Origin of the sequence: Pelorhabdus rhamnosifermentans, from assembly GCF_018835585.1 — a bacterium.
GTDB lineage: Bacteria > Bacillota > Negativicutes > UMGS1260 > UMGS1260 > Pelorhabdus > Pelorhabdus rhamnosifermentans.
The window spans coordinates 142,690-160,014 of sequence record NZ_JAHGVE010000007.1 but is presented as its reverse complement, the minus strand read 5'-3'; the positions used below and the strand labels follow the sequence as shown (position 1 = coordinate 160,014).

Genomic DNA, 17,325 nt, shown 5'->3' with positions numbered 1-17,325 from the left:
CTGAAAAAACATTCCTCATTATGAAGAGTTTTCCTGCATATTTATTCTAAACGAAAAGAGTGATGAACAAAACATCACTCTTTTTTATGAACTATGATGAATACCCGCATCGATTATACCATATTTTTGCTAGTTATTCACCATTTTTATTTTCCTTGTTCTTATCCTTGTCCCTGTCTGATTTTGACGCAAAGAGGTTAGTAAACTCCGTTGTTGTAAATTGTTTCAGCTTGCCGCCCGCTTCTTTTAAGCTCCCTGTGCTAATAAACAGAAAAGCCACAACGCCCATAACAAGTAACCCAATCAGGATACCCATCGATTTCATGGAACCTGACATGCCTGTTGTCGCCGTCCCCATGCCTGAGGCACCACTCACGCCGTTTGCGCCGCTTTTACCAAGGACTGTCGGCAAAACATCGGCGAATAAAGCAATACCATGCTCTGCTGATGGTCTGTCATTAGCCTGCGACCCCACTTCTACCAACATGGAACGAGGATGAAGATCTTGATTATAATCGCCGCCTTTGGCAAAAAAGATGCCCTTCACCAAGCCTGGATGCTGATTATCAGCCACTGATTTCAACTGTAGCGCATAATCTTCAATTTGTTTACCTGTAGGACCATATTTTCCAACAACAAGTTGCACTTTTGAAACATCTTGACCATCGATCGTTGCTTTATACACTTCCGGCGGTGCAGAATCACGATGAACATCAAATACGGCATCTGGCTGTTGTTTTAACAAATCAATGACAGTACGTCGGGAGCGTTCATAAGCCATATCATCATGAGGATCATGGCGTGCATCAGAATGAATAACTTCCATTCCGTCAGCTTGTAGAGCCTGAGCAAAGGCATCGCCTACCTTGTAAACACCGCCAGCACCATAAATACTGTCTTTGCCATCTGTTGGTACATAGGATTCATCAGAATGAGTATGATAAATGGCGACTTTTCCACCTTGTGCAGCATGAACGATGCTCGGCTGAAGCCAGGCCCAAATGGATGCATGCCCAGGAAAGGCCTCAGCTAAATTCATCGTTTCCAAATATTTTGCCTGCACTGTTGTGCCTGTGATGGACATCACCTCATAGCGTTTATTATCAGCCGTTAAAAACTGATCACCCACACCTACTTTCCAACCCGTTTGATAAACAAGCTGGCCTTGCTCATCAAACATATTAAAACAGGTCGTACCTTCCGCAGCAGCTTGAGCACAGGAAGTGCTGAACACAAGTAAGCAAATAACCAAAAAGACAATCCTTTTATTCATCTTTATCACCTCCGGCAGGAAAACGAATCATATTGTCTTTTTTTGTTTCCACATCCTTCTCAGTCTTTTCTACTGATTCTAACTGATCATGTGTAAGGTGCTCTGATTCTTGTTTTTTTAGTTTGTCTTTCAGTGACAGTTCTTTGCTAAATTCATAGAGTCCCTCTGGACGATGGCTGCCAAGAACTGGCCCACCTTGGATTTTTTCTCGTGTTTCACCAATCAGTTCAGCAACCATTACACCCACCAGACCGGCGATGATCGTCACATCAAAAGCCCCAGCACCTCCCATGGCGGTTGTACCAGCTAACCCACTGCGTACTAAATTAACCATATGCAAAATATCGCTCAAAATAATACCAAGCACACCACCAATAAAGGCGCTTCGGCGCGAACGACCCGCAGCATAGGCAATCAAGCCGGCGGCAATTCCATAGATTAGTTTTGGATCGAGATACATTGTTTCCGGTTCACTTGGCAAATAATTCGCCCCTAGCGTAACCGTAGCAGCCACAAGCAGTGCGGCAAGAATGGCCCGAACACGTTCGCCAGTTTCATCGGCCTTCACAATAAGCCACAGGCAAAGCAAAGCAGGCAGTAAAGCCCCCCCCACATTGACACTTACCTCAACAGGCGTTCTCATGATTGTAAAATCTACAAAACTACCAGCAATCATGGCTGCAATAAATAGTAATGCCTGTTTGTCTGTAAGGCGCATTCTATCTAAAATGCGTTGAGCCAAACCAAAGTAGATTAAAACCCCCACAATAAGCAACAGAATCATGCCAATTGGCATCCCCATCATTCTCCACCCCTTATGTTTTTAAATATCCTAGTCCATTATTGATAGCTTTTCCGGTCATAAAAAAACTATACGAAAGGAAACCATTTAGCACGCATAACAAAAAAAACAAGCCCTTGGATGAATCTCCAACGGCTTGTTTACATACCATGATTGAATAAAATTCTTAATGCCTTATTTGATGAACTACATCGATCATCGTACCATCGCGATATTCAACTAGGGCCACAATCTTGTCACCTGTTTTAATTGGCTTAGGCGTACCGGAAATTTTTTCAGCTACTTCCTTTAATTCATTGATTTCCCTAATAGGAAGACCGGCTTTAATTAAACAAGCTTTCAGCTCTTGCCGACGAGGATTGACGGCAATGCCTCGTTCCGTAACTAATACATCAATAGTCTCCCCAGGTGTAGCCGCCGTTGTCACACGATCGACAATGGTCGATAACCGTCCGCGAAGTAAATTAGCTACAATAATTGTCAGATTCGCTCCGGCAGCGGCATCACTATGCCCGCCTGAACCGCCCATAATCATGCCATCTGAACCTGTGACGACATTGACGTTAAAAGACGTATCAATTTCCGTTGCACCCAAAACAACACAATCCAGCTTATTCACGGCACAGCCATTATTAAAAGGGCTGGCATAGAAACCGGCACTAATTTCCAGATGATTCGGATTGGTTGCAATAGAATGAATGGCATCTAAATCAAAGCCTTGCACATCGAGAATTTTTTTAAACAGTCCCTGCTCCAACATTTCTACCATATATCCCGTAATTCCGCCTAATGCAAAACTCCCTGTTACACCGGCCTTTTCCATCATTTGCCGAACAAAATGAGCCGTAGCTAAGGATGCACCGCCAGCACCGGTCTGAAAAGAAAAACCCTCTTTGATCATGCCAACAGCTTCAATTACCTTGGCTGCAGTTGCCGCAATCTTCAATCCCACCGGATCTTTCGTAATCCGCGTTGTTCCAGAAACAATGCCTGTTGGATCACCTACGCTCGCCACTTTTACAACATAGTCGACACGAGTCTGAGGAATCGACACAGGAGACAAAGGATAGTCAACAAGATAATCTGTTACTGCCACAACATTGTCGGCATATTCAGCATCAGGAAAGGCATAACCCAAGGAGCCGCAGGCAGCAGGCCCCATGATACCATTCATATTGCCATAATCGTCAGCAGCGGGAGCCGCAATAAACGCAACATCAATTTTTAATTGACCATATTCAATAGCACGCGCTCTTCCACCATGAGTGCGTAAAATAACGGGTGTATCCAATATGCCACAGGACACAGCTTCGGCAACAGGACCGGAAATATAGTTTGTGTCCAAAGAAGTAACAATTCCTTGTTTGATGTAATCCACAATTGGGGCATGAACAGGAAAAATAGAACTCAGGGCAATTTTTAATCCTTTCATTCCCCGCTTTTCGGCAATGGCTAAAACCTGATTGACGAGGCCATCGCCATTGCGCAAGTGATGATGAAAAGATAAGGTCATACCATCTTGAATCGGAACTTTATCAAACACTGCTTCAATATTTGTGAGTAGCTTGCTTTGACGAGGTTTAATGGTTTTCAACCTGGTTGATTGCCTAGTAATAGATGGTTGATGAGAAAAGGCCCCATTAAACGGCGTAATTTTCCCATAACCATCAGCAAATTCTGGTATTTCACGGCCTAATAAATTTTTCATTGTTCTCTCCCCTCAGTAAGAAGTCCGACCCTGCGGGCTAATTGAATAGTACGCTCAGCACGACTCACAATAGGAGCGTCAATCATTTTTCCATTCAGAGCAATAACTCCTGAACCTTGTATTTTCGCTTGTTCAATGGCTGCAATCACTTGCTGCGCCCAGACGATTTCGTCCTGACGGGGATTAAAGCGTTCGTGAATGACATCAATCTGCCGTGGATTAATCGTTAACTTACCTTTGAAACCAATTTGTTTGGCAAAAGCCGTATCACGAGCAAGGCCTTCAAAATCATTGACATCAGTAAAAGGTGTATCAATGGATTGGATAGCCGCCGCTGCTGCCGCATTAACAAGCAGCGAACGTGCCGTCACAATTTCCAGGCCTTCTTTGGTCCGCTCTGCCCCCAAAGTGGCTGTGTAATCTTCGGCACCAAAAGCCAAGGCAACCAAACGCTTACTTGCTCTAGCAATGGGATAGCACTCGGCAATTCCACGCGGTGTTTCAATTAAAGCAATGATTTTTACGGGCCTTTGTCCAGGAAATTCCGTTTTAGCAATAAGTTGTTCTACTTCATGTATTTCTTCAGCACATTGCACTTTTGGAACCATTAGCGCATCAGGTTGACAAGGTACAATGGCCTCAATATCCTGAGCAGCAAAGGTATCGAGTGAATTAATTCGAACGACGCGTTCACTGCCCCTATAATCTACAAATCGCAAGGCCTGACTAACTAGAAAACGAGCGGCATCTTTCTCTTGTGGTGAAACAGCATCTTCTAAATCCAGTATGACTGAATCCGCACCAAGAACACCGCCATTTTGCAGCATTCCCGGATTATTACCTGGCATGAACAACATGGTTCTTCTTAAATCCATGACAACATCCCCTTAGTTCGAAGTTTTCTCAGCAAGTGAACGAATTTTTACACCTGCCCGTTCCAAAGCTACTAGCACGCGCGCACGCACCGTACAATCTAATGCTCCACGATCGACTGCCTTAATCAGAACGTCTGTAACGCCTTGACTAGTCACAGTATCCAAAATTACTTGACGTAAAACTTCACCATATTGAGCAAGCACAACACTTTCGAGTTCAAGCTTAATTCCGCTGCCTTTGAAATTTGGCGCAAGAGTAATCATAATATCATTTGATTCTAATGTTCCAGACTGAGTTGCTGTAAGCATTTGACTCACTGTTCTATCATCCTTTCTTTATCTTTCATCTCATGACATCACTAGCTAACAAGCCGCATCAAAATAGCTCCAAGAACAACCATACATCCTCCGCCTAGCCTTGTTGACACCTGGGCGAAAGGCATTAATTCCATACGATTGGACGCTGAAAGAATAGCAACATCGCCTGTTCCACCGAGTCCACTATGACAAGCCGTGACAATAGCTGATTCCACCGGATACATATTCATGAATTTACCCACATAAAAACCAGAAGCAACCATCGAAATAACTGTCATCACCACAGTAATTATATAAGCGGGATTAACGACAGCAATAACGTCTTTCCAAGGAGTATACAAAACGCCTACACCCACAAGAAGAGCCCAAGTCAAATTAGATGCGACAAAACGATACATCTGATAAGCACCTTGTTCCATACGAGCAGGCATAATCCCCAAGGCTTTCACAATTGCAGCAGAAAAAATCATAATAATCGGAGCCGGAATAGGAATAAATTTACTTAATAGCTGACCGAAAACATAAAAACTACAGGCAATTAATAGACCAGAACCCATAAGTAAAAGGTCAACAGATTTTTCTGTGTTTTGTGCCGAACGCATGGCAGTGTCATCACCTGTTTTTACAAGTAAACCGTTGCCAGTTAACTCTGGTTTCTTCTCACCTAATTTGCGTAAAGCACCTGACAGCATAATCGCTGTTACATTGCCAAGCATGGCTGCCGGAACCAATTGGGGAATAAAATTCTCATAAGGCAAATTTAAAATTTCAGAATAAGCAACAGAGAGAGGCAAAATTCCCTCGCCTAGACCACCTGATAAAATCGGCATAATGACGTAAAAAAACGAATGTTCTATTCCTAATCCGAGTAACGCTCCCACACCCGTACCAACAACGACACAAGCAGCCGAACCAACCAATAAGGGAATAAACATTCGTAAAAACCCTTGAATCAAAATAACGCGCAGCATACCTAAAATACTGCCTGTAATTAAGCAGGCGATATAAAAATATAAGAAATTAGACCCTTTCATAAAAGCCGTCATGGCTTTCAATGAACTATCATTTAATAAATGATAAAAAACCATAATAGATGGAATAAAAATAGATAAAATTGCTGGACCGCCAATATCTTTTAAAATGGGTACCCGCAGACCAATATCGCCTAATAATATACCCATGATCATCAAGATGGCAATACCACCAATCATATCAGCCGGAAGTTTTCCATACACTGAAGCGGCATAAATAATAGCAGCCAACACTAAATACAAGGGAAGTGGAATCGGGCCTACCTTCAACGATTTTAATTGTTCCAAACTAAATGATGACTGTGAAACATCGGAGTGCTCTGTTTTCATGATTTTTCCTCCTACAATTTATTTTAAATCTTACTAAAATTATAAGATCTTATATGAATAATGCCAATTTATCGAAAGTTATAAAAACATTATGTAATTAAAGTAAGTCAAAAAAATCTCCTAAATAGAATACTCTTCTATCTAGGAGATACTTAAAAATGAGGTTTTTAAAAAGCAAGTTCCTTCAACGTATATTTATATAAATGAATCGGACGCCCTACGGCGCGATAAGTCAACTTTCCTTCTAAAATACCAATACTCGCCAAAAATTTCAGATATTTTCTTAGTGATACGCGCGATACACCGACTTGTTGCGCCATTTCTTCCGTTGAAAAAGGAGCAGCACTTTGTTTAATATGTTCAAAAATCAAAGCTAATGTTTCTCGGTCCAACCCTTTCGGTAACTCCCCCTGAGCTCGTTCACTTTTCGCTAAAATTTGCCGATCAATTTCAACTTGGTCCAGTACTTCACTTTCGTCAATTAAACGTGTACGCTCTTTATAATCGGAGAGAGCTGCACTAAATCTCTCAAATTCAAACGGTTTAATTAAATAATCCACTACCCCTTGGCGCAATGCCTGTTGGATACTGCGAGTGTCACGAGCGGCCGTAACCATAATGACATCCACTTCATGACAAGCTGAGCGAACAGAATTCAATAATTTCATACCATCAATATTAGGCATATACAAATCCAATAAAATTAAATCTACAACATTATTTTCTAAAAACGTCAAAGCTTCAGCACCATTTCCGGCGATACCTGCTAAACAAAAACCCTCTACTTGCGACAAATAGCGCTTATTTAATTCGGCAACCATGGGATCGTCTTCCACAATGAGTACCTGGATCAATCTAACTCCCCCTTGCAATAGTAAGGAAGGCTTACTGTAAAATGTGTTTCTTCCCCTGAATGGGTACATAATTTTATTTGACCATTTAATTCTTCAACAGCACGCCTAACCAAAAACAAGCCAAAACCACGATTTTCCGCCTTTGTTGAATAGCCTTTTAAAAAGATCTGTTGACTGATATCTTGATCAATACCCGGTCCGCTATCAACGACATCAATCACTAATAAATGGTCCTGATAAACGAACGATAAATCCACACGTTTAATTACTTGATCTTTTACCGCATCAAAGGCATTGTCAATAAGATTTCCCACAATTGTGACAAGTCCATGACTCATCTCAGAATGGGCCGGTTCAGGCAAAAAACTATCTTTCGCGAGTACCATATTTATTTTCATTTCACGGGCTCTACTAAATTTACTAAGTAAAAAACCCCCTAATACAGGGTCACGAATACAATGACCAACGAACTGAATCTCCGCTTCTTGGGCATTGGCTAATTCATTAATATAACCAGCAAGCTGTTCATACATTTGTAGCCGCACAAGTCCCAAAATAACATGTAGCTTGTTCATAAATTCATGAGCCTGAGAACGCAACGCTTCGACGTAACTGCTCACACCCGTCAATTCTTCCGCCAGTTGACGCATCTCCGTCATATCACGAAAAGTTGCAATAGCACCGACGATTTCATTATTTACAATAATAGGAAACCGGTTAGTTAGGATATTGACGCCATTCATGTCTTGTTCTTGGTCCAATTCTGACTTTCCACTTGCAAGCACTTCGATTAAGCGCGAATGAGGAATACAATCATCAACAAACTTTCCTGTTGGATTACTCAAAATACCGGAGCTTTCCAAAATTCTCAGTGTCTCAGCATTGGCAATGGTTACGATACCATTTTGATCGACTGCCAAGACGCCTTCGCGCACCGATTGCAACATGGCGCTACGCTCTTCCACCAGTTTGGCAATGGCAAAGGGCTCTAAACCAAATAATGTTTTTTTGATATTTTTTGATAATAACAATGCAAATCCAGTTCCTGTAATCAAACCCAAAATCGTTGCAAAATAAATAATGCGACGACTTTCTCCGACAGATCTTTCGACATCATCAAGTAAAATTCCTACAACGACAGCACCAATCTGGTGACCATCACCTGCAAAAACAGGCGTAAAAGCTCTTAAGGAAATACCACGTGTACCTGTGGCAGAAGATACATATTCCATACCATGCAAGGCCTGAACTTCATCGCCCCCCATAATATGCTGACCAATCAGCGTATCATCAGGATGAGATTTACGCATACCTTGCATATCAAAAACAACAACAAATTCTACATTGGCACTGCTACGAATCATTTCTGCGTAAGATTGAATGGCCGCATCGTCTTTTCCCGTCAATAACCCATCCATAACAATGGGTGCATGAGCCACAATGTGGGAAATATCCATAGCCCTCTCGCCCGAGGAAACACGAATATTTGTCTCAATACTGCGTGTGATCAAAATATTCGTAACCAACAAAGACAGTGCAACAACACCGCAAACTAACAAGATAATTTTGGTTTGTAATTTTAAAGGCGAATGATATTTTTTCATAAAAGAAGCTCTTAATCCCCCTTGCAAGCTATACTAAAAGCATGGCTCATGAGCCATGCTTTTATCGATTTGCAAATAAAGTAGTAGAAATATTACGTTCAGTGAGCCATTCACGCGTTCGTCCCGTAATAACTACGGGTTTTTTATGTAACTGACTACAATTCGTTGCCCCCACAAGAAGCATATATTTTTTTATTGCATTTAAAAAAAATTGAAACTGTTCAATCACTGCCTGCATATCATAAGCAGTAACAGCGCGTAGCCAAGGAGCCGCCATCCCAACCACTTGCGCCCCAATAACGAAGGATTTTACTGCATCAAGTGGCGTCCGTACACCACCAGAAATCATCAAATCAAGGTTGTCAGGCAAAACTGATTGAACCTCAATGGCACTAATCACTGTCGGTATTCCCCATGAAAGTAGTTCTTCATCAGGTTGCTGTTTGGAACGAGCCGCTTCAATCGCAATAAAATTTGTACCACCCGTGCCACTAACATCAATGCCCTGGATTCCTGTCTTACTGAGTAGCCGAGCTTGTTCACGGGCCATGCCTGTGCCAACTTCTTTTACAATAACAGGAACATCAAGGGCAGTAACAATTTTTTCAATGTTACGCAAATAACCGCAAAACGTACGATCTCCTTCAGCCATCATCATCTCTTGCGCCGGATTGAGATGGATTTGAAGTGCATTGGCCTGAATAAGTTCCACTGCCTGGCGAGCTTGCCCGCAAGTTGCATGAGCACCTAAATTGGCAAAAATAATTCCCTGTGGATTCATTTTGCGAATAACCTGATAAGATTCACGATACGCTTGCCGTTCAAGAGCGGAAAATACAGAACCTACTGCCATAGCACTATGCGTAGCAGCTGCAAGTTTAGCCAAATTAGCATTAACTACTGTCACATCTTCGCTGCCGCCTGTCATCGCATTGATGACAACAGGATGGGTTAGATGATATCCCAAGAAGGGAACGCAAAGATCAATTGCTTGATAATCCATTTCAGGCAAGGCATTATGAATCAACGTAAGATCATCAAAGCCAGCTTTTGTAGGACCGTCTGTCAATTCTAAAGTATAGTGAATATGATCAAGTTTACGAGACTGGCGAGACATACTATTTTAACCCTTTAAGTAGGTCTTTAAATTTATCACCCAGAGTTACATGGAGACCATTTTCATTGCCTAAATAATGTTGAAATTCTTTGCGTTCTATTTCAGCTTGAGCCGCCTTGATACTCAGAGCAATTTTCTTTGTGTCTTCCTCAACACTCAAAATCTTCACTTTCACAGTTTGTCCCTTACTTACAACATCTTCCACTTTAGCAACACGCTGCTCAGCAAGCTCTGATAAATGGACAAGCCCTTCCACACCATTGCCGATGGCAACAAAGGCCCCAAAAGCCGTAATTTTTGTTACAGTACCTTCAACAATTTTACCAGGAACAAACTCAGCCACCTTGTCGTACCAAGGATCCTTCTGAACTTGCTTAAGGCTAAGGGCGATTCGCTTAGCAGCCTTATCAACCTTCATAACCATGACAGATACAGCATCACCAACAGCTACGACTTCTTCTGGCGATGCTACTCTTTCCCAAGAAAGATCCGATATGTGTACTAACCCATCGACACCACCGACATCGACAAAGGCCCCAAATGTTGCCAACCGACTCACCGTCCCATTAATGGTCGAACCCACGACAAGTTGACTATACACTTCTTCTTCTTTTTTACGCCTTTCTTCCTGCAAAATCAATCTTCTCGAAAGAACAGCCTTGTTTTTTTCTTCATCAATCTCAATCGGCACAACCTGTAAAGTTTGTCCTACATAAGATGACAAATCCTCTACAAAATGCATACCTACTTGTGATGCAGGAATAAACACGCGAACACCTGAAAATACTGCAGCCAATCCGCCTTTTATCACTTCAATTACCTTAACTTCTACAGGTGTTCTTTGACTAGCAGCAAGGACAAGCTGTGACCATGCGATTTGTCTGTCAGCCAACAATTTAGAGAGTTTCACAGGAACGTCATCATTATCAAGAGCAACAACATACACTTGAATCATATCGCCAATCTTTACCACTTCATGGGCATCCTCCACAGTCGGAAAAGCCAAATCCGGACGAGTAATAACGCCTTCTGCTTTATAACCAATATCCACAAACACTTCATCTTTGTGAACAGCAACCACTTTTCCTGGAATCACCGATTCTACTTCAAGCTTCATACTTTGTTCGTTAACCAATTGTTCCATCTCTTCCACCTTATAAACTACCTCCTCTATAATCCAATCCGGAGTTGAAGCTCCGGCTGTAATTCCAATACTCTTCACACCTTTAAACCACTCGGGTCTTAATTCCTGAGCTGTCTCGATATGATAAACAAGTTCATTAATCTCTTGGCACACATCAGCTAATCGTCGTGTATTGGCACTATTTTTCCCGCCAATAACAATCATCCGTTCCACTTGCTGCGCCGTCTGAATAGCCGCACTTTGACGCTGATCCGTAGCTGTACAAATTGTACGGTTGACGATAGCCGAAGGATATCTTTCTTTCAGTACATCTAACATCTCTTCAAAGCTTGCAGCAGAAAAAGTAGTTTGACTGACAATCCCCACTTTTTCAAAATTTGGCAATATTGCTTCTCTAATTTCAACAGCACTTTCGAAAATTAGTGCAGTATCTTGGGTCCAGGCGGCAATACTTTGCACTTCGGGATGATTTCTTTCACCAATAATCACCACTTGATAACCAGCATGATAAAAATCTGCTGCCTGCTGTTGAGCTTTTTTTACATGTGGACAAGTAGCATCCATAATCTGTAGCTGTTTATTTTTTGCTTCTTTGTAAATATCAGGCCCTACGCCATGGGAACGAATAATGACAATGCCTTCGGAAACTTCGGCAAGATCATCAGCCACGCCAATCCCTTGATTACAAAATTTTTCAACAACTTGCGGATTATGAATAATTGGTCCAAGTGTACAAATATTCTGAGCTGTTCCAATGGCCTGCTCAACCATTTCAACAGCTCGTTTCACACCATAGCAAAAGCCACAATGCTGTGCTACAATAATTTTCATAATTCCTCCTGCAATTAAATCAACATACCTTTCTATTATAAGTCCTTTTACTAAAATCTTTCAATCTTTTCTGTTATTAAGATGAAATATTTATAAGAAAAAAACAAAAGGAGCCTCGCGGCTCCTCTCAAGACTTTTTGACATAACCAATTAATTAACTTGGAATATTTGGCGGCGTATCGCCAAATTGGCAAACAGGTTCCACTTCCGTATTCATCCCAATTGGATGATCCGTCTTTAAAAGTTCAGCCCATTTACGTAAGGAATCAATCAGTGTAATACCGACAAGAATAATCAGTACGATACTGATTATTTCATTCAGAGTTTTACCCGTTTTACTATAAGTCTCAATATTCAGGATTCCAGCCCACACAACAGTAACGGTTAAAAACGCTAGCGGTGCTGCCGTAATCCAGGCATAGGCTTTTTTAGTCCCAATTTTTAAGATAATCGTCGTACCTAAAGACAGTGTTACAAGAGACAACAACTGATTGGCCACACCAAACAGCGGCCAAATAGTTGCTACATCACCACTATAGAGAAGATAACCCCAGAAAAAGCTTACAAAACCGCTTGTTACTAAGATTCCTGGCCACCAACTTGTTTCACCCAGTTTTGGTGAAGCATAATGTCCAAGCATATCTTGCAAAATATAGCGAGCAACACGCGTACCGGCATCAATGGTTGTCAAGATAAAGAGGGCTTCAAACATAATGGCAAACTGATACCAATAGTTCATTAAGTGACTCATTCCACCAATACTTGAAAATACATGAGCCATCCCCACTGCAAGTGATACGGCACCACCAGGACGATGTGCCACATCCATGCCCACAAGTTCCGACAAGCGGGAAAGTTCAACAGGGGGTATACCTAAGTTAGCAAAAACAGCTGCAGGCGTATTGATGGCAAAATAATCGCCAGGCGCAAGAACAACAGCCGAAATCAAGGCCATAACAGCCACAAATCCTTCTGTAAGCATTCCGCCATAAGCGATAAACCGTGATTGCGATTCCTTCTCAATCATTTTAGGCGTTGTGCCTGAACTAATGAGTGAATGGAAGCCAGAAATAGCACCGCAAGCAATCGTAATAAATACATAGGGCCACCACGGCCCAGGAATAATGGGTCCACCGCCATCCATAAATTTCGTCGTAACCCCCATTTGCATGACGGGTTGAACAATCAAAATACCAAGTGCTAACAAAGCGACTGTACCTATTTTCATATAAGAACTCAAATAGTCACGTGGAGCAAGCAGTAACCAAACAGGAAGTACTGCTGCTACAAAACCATAAGAAGGTAAAATAACCGATAACTGATCCTTAGTAAAAGTAAAATAATCAGCTACAGCACTGCCAGGAATCCAGCTACCTGTAACAACCGCACCAATTACAAGCAAAAATCCCACAATAGAAGCAGAACGAATAGCTCCTGGAGAAACCTTAAACATATAAAGACCGATAACAATGGCAATCGGTATGGTCATAAAAATCGTATAAACGCCCCAGGGATTCTTAAATAGAGCATTTACAACAACGATAGCCAGACCTGCCAGTGCAACAATAATAATAAAGAAAATTGCAAGTGAAGTAGCTACGCCTGTAATGGGCCCTACTTCACGACGAGCAATAACCGCAAGTGATTGCCCATTATGCCGAGTTGAAGCAAATAGAGTAATGAAATCATGAATACCACCAGCAAAAATGGAACCAAGCATAATCCACATAAAACCAGGTCCCCACCCATACTGCGCGGCAAGCACAGGCCCAATGAGCGGCCCCGCGCCAGCAATAGCTGCAAAATGATGACCAAACAAAACATATTTATTTGTCGGGACAAATTCTCTACCGTCATTACAACGGTAAGCTGGAGTAATGTTTTTGTCATTCAACATCAACACTTTTGTTGCCACAAACGCTGAATAATAGCGATATGCCAAGATAAAGGCACATAATGAGACGACTAATAACATCACTGAATTCAAAATTTCCACCTCACATTCTTATTGTTAAATAAGATTGCCCTTTCCTCCTTTTGATTAAATTTCAAATTATTCATATTTATATAATACCTTAATATTCAAAATATATCAACACGTAGTTTTTGTTATCATGTAACATAAAGTAAAGGAGAACAATCAATTGATTGTTCTCCTTTACTTTATGTTACGGCCGGTGAAAAAAGTCCAGCATGTTTTGAATAGACTGCATCACTTGTGCAGTAAGATTAATATGATCAGGCCCTGAATTCTTATCAGACGGATAAATGGCTTTGCCAAAATGCACTTCAAACCGCGGAAAAATGTTTCCGTTACGAAACAGTAAGTTTGTACCCATAATTGCAACAGGAATGACAGGCACACCTGCCTTACTTGCGATAAGTTCTAAACCAGCTTCAGGTTTCTGCAATTTTCCATTTTTACTCCGTGTACCTTCCGGGAAAATACCGACAACTTCACCCGCTTTTAGCAAATTAATTGCCGTGCGAATGGCTAGTCTGTCTGCTGTGGCGCGTTTAACCGGGAAAGTGCCAAGACCACGAATGATGGCTGAGAAAACAGGAATTTGGAATAGTTCCTGCTTAGCCATATAATGCAAATGGGCGGGAATCGGCGTGGCCACAAGCGGCGGATCCCACAAACTTAAATGATTGGCTGCAATAATATAACCGCCCTGCTTCGGTAAATTTTCCTTTCCTGTTACACGGTAACGAAAAAAGACGGAAAAAATGGCGGAAAAGATGGCCCTTAAACATTCATAAAATATCCCCATAAGATACTCTACCCTTTCCTCCGGCAAATAGTAAGAATGTCCTGCACAACTTGTTCAATTGTCAAATCAGACGTATCCACCAAAATAGCATCGGTTGCCTGAATAAGCGGCGCACAATCACGTTCAGAATCGAGTCTGTCCCGCTCCTCAATTTCCTGCTTTAGTGTAGCTAGTTCCACTGAATATCCTTTGGTTAACAGTTCCTTGTGCCTGCGACTCGCACGTTCTTCCACTGTTGCCGTAAGAAATATTTTCACATCAGCCCGAGGAAGAACAGTTGTACCAATATCGCGTCCATCCATAACAACACCGCCACTCACAGCCATTTGGCGCTGTAAACCAAGCAGTGCCTTGCGAACACCAGGCACCTTGGCCACACTCGCAACAAAAGCTGTAACTTCAGGCGAACGAATGGGTTGTGTAACATCCTGCCCATTGGCAAATATTATCAAGCCTTCTCCCCCATTTTTAAGTTCAATCTGAATAGTACGAGCAACAGCTGTTAAAGCCGTTTCATCCCGAGAATCAAGGTTTTTCTTTCGTGCTTCCCAGGCAATAGCACGATACATAGCACCTGTATCAATATAGATATAGTTAAGTAGACTCGCAACCGTTTTCGCAACAGTACTTTTCCCTGCTCCCGCCGGGCCGTCAATAGCAATCGTCAATCGTTTCATGTTCAATACCCCTTATACAGATAACTTTTCTAAATGATTAAAAAATAGCGGATAAGCGTTTTGCACACATTCCGCTTCATGAATTTTCGTTCCCTTGCTAGCCAATCCCGCAATAGCCATAGCCATAGCTATACGATGATCATACCTCGAATCACAAACAGCATATACGAGTTGCTGAGGTCCCTCTATGATAAAGCTATCTTCATTTACGATCAGTTTTGCACCCAATTTCGTCAGCTCACCTGCAACAGTTGATAAACGATCGGGATCCTTAACATGCAATTCATAAACCCCATCAATACACGTTGTCCCTTCAGCAAATAAAGCAGCTACAACTAAAACCGGAATTTCATCAATAAGTTGTGAAATTTGTTCTTTTTGAATCACAACGCTATGAAGCGGTGCAGTAGATACTGTAATATCAGCCACTTCTTCGTGACCAAAAAAGCGCTGATTTTTCATTTCAATTCTTGCCCCCATTTGGCGAAGAACGTCAATCACGCCTGTCCGTGTCGAATTAATTCCCACATTTGTAAGTGTAATACAACTGTTGGGAATAATGGATGCGGCAACAATCCAATAAGCAGCTGAACTAATATCACCAGGAACAAAAATTTCCGCTGGAGCTATTAATTTTTCAGGCGGATAAAGGGTAACGGTTAAACCATTAACAGCGATATCTACACCGAATGATTCTAGCATGCGTTCTGTATGATCACGGGAACGATGAAGCTCCGTAACACGGGTCGGACCTAAAGCATATAAACCAGCAAGTAAAATAGTTGATTTTACTTGTGCGCTGTCCACATCGGTTATAAAATCGGCCCCTCTTAGCTGAGACACTGGCAAAACAGCAATGGGAATTTTTCTATTTTTAGCACGACAATAAAGTTTTGCCCCCATCTTGGTTAGAGGATCAATAATCTGAGGGACAGGCTGTTGTCTAATGTCATTAGCACCTGTAATGACACTAAAAAAATCTTGACAAGCCAAAATTCCCGTCATTAATTTTATCGTTGTTCCTGAATTTCCCGCCTCTAAAATATCATCCGGCTCTTGAAGTCCATTTAAACCATTACCAGCCACCCATACAGTACCTGAATCTTTTGAATAAGAAATGACAATACCTAATTTTCGAAAACACTCGATAGTAGAAAGACAATTTTTAGAAAACAAAAAATTTTTAATGACTACAGGCTCATTTGCAAGACATGACAACATAATGGCTCGGTGAGAAATTGATTTATCTCCAGGCACATCAATGACTCCTTGAAGCCCCTTGGCTGCTTTCACCTGATATTGTTCCATCATATTTCCTCCTCATAGGATTACAACATCTGCGCTATTAAAACAATGAAATTTCAGAAGAACAACGAAGTCAGGTTAAATTATTAAGTATTCACTGAATTCTCTATGAAAATGTCAATTTCCTTTTTTATGAATTCATTTTACCTTACCTACAGCAATAATGCTACCTACTCCATCAAAAGTCATGCCATTCGTCGGAGTCATTAGATCGTCATGAGGAACCTTAACAATAAATCTTGCTATTTTATGTAAGCTGCTACAGTCAATTTCTACATAATCGCCCTCATACACCAGAAAGCTTACTTCACCGTCATGAAAATTTGCTATTTTTGCGCCATTTACCATGACCCAAATGTCATCACTATTTTGGGGCTCGATCATGCATAAAACAAGTGATTTACTTTTCCGGTGATTCATGAATAAAGAAACCGCTGCAAGCCGACTTTGAGCAACTTCAACCCAAGACGGTTCTGCACTAACATTCTCCTGAGTAATGATAGAAGTTCCTTCAACATAATCCAGTTGAGAAAATGAATGCCGAAAAGTGTCCTGAAACATCAGCAGTTGTGTACCAATAAGCACACTAATACAGATTAGTGTAAATTTAAACAAATATTTTTCTAATTTATTGTCTGAGTACATAATAACAGCTCCTCTTGGCTGTTATTATGCACGAAAA

The 17,325-nt window shown here is 41.4% G+C and carries 15 protein-coding genes; all 15 read right to left on the bottom strand.

Going from position 1 to position 17,325, the window contains the following annotated elements; all coding sequences use genetic code 11:
* Window positions 1-133: 133 nt before the first annotated feature.
* Window positions 134-1,273 (bottom strand): stage II sporulation protein P, encoded by a 1,140-nt coding sequence (gene spoIIP, locus Ga0466249_RS10450; protein WP_215829393.1) that lies wholly within the window; start codon window positions 1,271-1,273, stop codon window positions 134-136.
* Window positions 1,266-2,078 carry a DUF1614 domain-containing protein gene (locus Ga0466249_RS10445; protein ID WP_246588621.1) on the bottom strand — a complete coding sequence of 271 codons (813 nt, stop codon included), beginning with the start codon at window positions 2,076-2,078 and terminating at the stop codon, window positions 1,266-1,268. The genes spoIIP and Ga0466249_RS10445 overlap by 8 nt, the downstream gene beginning before the upstream one ends.
* Before the next feature lie 163 nt (window positions 2,079-2,241).
* Window positions 2,242-3,783, bottom strand: a complete 1,542-nt coding sequence (gene citF, locus Ga0466249_RS10440; RefSeq protein WP_215829392.1) for a citrate lyase subunit alpha — start codon at window positions 3,781-3,783, stop codon at window positions 2,242-2,244.
* A complete protein-coding gene (locus Ga0466249_RS10435) occupies window positions 3,780-4,658 on the bottom strand; it encodes an HpcH/HpaI aldolase/citrate lyase family protein (protein ID WP_215829391.1) in 879 nt (292 codons plus the stop codon). Before Ga0466249_RS10435 ends, citF begins: the two co-directional genes overlap by 4 nt.
* Window positions 4,659-4,670: 12 nt before the next feature.
* Window positions 4,671-4,976, bottom strand: a complete 306-nt coding sequence (citD, locus tag Ga0466249_RS10430) for a citrate lyase acyl carrier protein (protein ID WP_312889753.1) — start codon at window positions 4,974-4,976, stop codon at window positions 4,671-4,673.
* A 41-nt stretch (window positions 4,977-5,017) separates the two neighbouring features.
* Window positions 5,018-6,337 (bottom strand): 2-hydroxycarboxylate transporter family protein, encoded by a 1,320-nt coding sequence (locus tag Ga0466249_RS10425; RefSeq protein WP_215829390.1) that lies wholly within the window; start codon window positions 6,335-6,337, stop codon window positions 5,018-5,020.
* A 167-nt stretch (window positions 6,338-6,504) separates the two neighbouring features.
* A complete protein-coding gene (locus Ga0466249_RS10420; protein ID WP_215829389.1) occupies window positions 6,505-7,191 on the bottom strand; it encodes a response regulator in 687 nt (228 codons plus the stop codon).
* A complete protein-coding gene (dcuS, locus tag Ga0466249_RS10415; protein ID WP_215829388.1) occupies window positions 7,188-8,795 on the bottom strand; it encodes a DcuS/MalK family sensor histidine kinase in 1,608 nt (535 codons plus the stop codon). Before dcuS ends, Ga0466249_RS10420 begins: the two co-directional genes overlap by 4 nt.
* A 61-nt stretch (window positions 8,796-8,856) precedes the next feature.
* The gene (gene fni, locus Ga0466249_RS10410; protein WP_215829387.1) at window positions 8,857-9,912 is read right to left on the bottom strand and encodes a type 2 isopentenyl-diphosphate Delta-isomerase; all 1,056 of its coding nucleotides are present in this window, start codon (window positions 9,910-9,912) and stop codon (window positions 8,857-8,859) included.
* Window position 9,913: 1 nt separating this feature from the next.
* Window positions 9,914-11,887 carry a bifunctional 4-hydroxy-3-methylbut-2-enyl diphosphate reductase/30S ribosomal protein S1 gene (locus tag Ga0466249_RS10405; protein ID WP_215829386.1) on the bottom strand — a complete coding sequence of 658 codons (1,974 nt, stop codon included), beginning with the start codon at window positions 11,885-11,887 and terminating at the stop codon, window positions 9,914-9,916.
* 154 nt (window positions 11,888-12,041) lie between these two features.
* Complete coding sequence (locus Ga0466249_RS10400) at window positions 12,042-13,865, bottom strand: carbon starvation CstA family protein (RefSeq protein WP_446686544.1); 1,824 nt, start codon at window positions 13,863-13,865, stop codon at window positions 12,042-12,044.
* Between the two features lie 190 nt (window positions 13,866-14,055).
* Window positions 14,056-14,661: a lysophospholipid acyltransferase family protein gene (locus tag Ga0466249_RS10395; RefSeq protein WP_215829384.1), complete on the bottom strand. Its 606-nt coding sequence runs from the start codon at window positions 14,659-14,661 to the stop codon at window positions 14,056-14,058.
* 8 nt (window positions 14,662-14,669) lie between these two features.
* Window positions 14,670-15,338, bottom strand: a complete 669-nt coding sequence (cmk, locus tag Ga0466249_RS10390) for a (d)CMP kinase (RefSeq protein WP_215829383.1) — start codon at window positions 15,336-15,338, stop codon at window positions 14,670-14,672.
* Between the two features lie 12 nt (window positions 15,339-15,350).
* Window positions 15,351-16,649, bottom strand: a complete 1,299-nt coding sequence (aroA, locus tag Ga0466249_RS10385; RefSeq protein ID WP_312889752.1) for a 3-phosphoshikimate 1-carboxyvinyltransferase — start codon at window positions 16,647-16,649, stop codon at window positions 15,351-15,353.
* A 132-nt stretch (window positions 16,650-16,781) separates the two neighbouring features.
* Window positions 16,782-17,288 carry a hypothetical protein gene (locus Ga0466249_RS10380; RefSeq protein WP_215829382.1) on the bottom strand — a complete coding sequence of 169 codons (507 nt, stop codon included), beginning with the start codon at window positions 17,286-17,288 and terminating at the stop codon, window positions 16,782-16,784.
* Window positions 17,289-17,325: the final 37 nt, after the last annotated feature.

Excerpts from the sequence above, each read along its gene's own strand:
- spoIIP (WP_215829393.1), bottom strand. The coding sequence starts at position 1,273 with ATGAATAAAAGGATTGTCTTTTTGGTTATTTGCTTACTTGTGTTCAGC.
- aroA (WP_312889752.1), bottom strand. The coding sequence starts at position 16,649 with ATGATGGAACAATATCAGGTGAAAGCAGCCAAGGGGCTTCAAGGAGTC.
- Ga0466249_RS10380 (WP_215829382.1), bottom strand. The coding sequence starts at position 17,288 with ATGTACTCAGACAATAAATTAGAAAAATATTTGTTTAAATTTACACTA.
- Ga0466249_RS10425 (WP_215829390.1), bottom strand. The coding sequence starts at position 6,337 with ATGAAAACAGAGCACTCCGATGTTTCACAGTCATCATTTAGTTTGGAA.
- citF (WP_215829392.1), bottom strand. The coding sequence starts at position 3,783 with ATGAAAAATTTATTAGGCCGTGAAATACCAGAATTTGCTGATGGTTAT.
- Ga0466249_RS10445 (WP_246588621.1), bottom strand. The coding sequence starts at position 2,078 with ATGATGGGGATGCCAATTGGCATGATTCTGTTGCTTATTGTGGGGGTT.
- Ga0466249_RS10405 (WP_215829386.1), bottom strand. The coding sequence starts at position 11,887 with ATGAAAATTATTGTAGCACAGCATTGTGGCTTTTGCTATGGTGTGAAA.
- dcuS (WP_215829388.1), bottom strand. The coding sequence starts at position 8,795 with ATGAAAAAATATCATTCGCCTTTAAAATTACAAACCAAAATTATCTTG.
- cmk (WP_215829383.1), bottom strand. The coding sequence starts at position 15,338 with ATGAAACGATTGACGATTGCTATTGACGGCCCGGCGGGAGCAGGGAAA.
- Ga0466249_RS10435 (WP_215829391.1), bottom strand. The coding sequence starts at position 4,658 with ATGGATTTAAGAAGAACCATGTTGTTCATGCCAGGTAATAATCCGGGA.
- fni (WP_215829387.1), bottom strand. The coding sequence starts at position 9,912 with ATGTCTCGCCAGTCTCGTAAACTTGATCATATTCACTATACTTTAGAA.
- Ga0466249_RS10395 (WP_215829384.1), bottom strand. The coding sequence starts at position 14,661 with ATGGGGATATTTTATGAATGTTTAAGGGCCATCTTTTCCGCCATTTTT.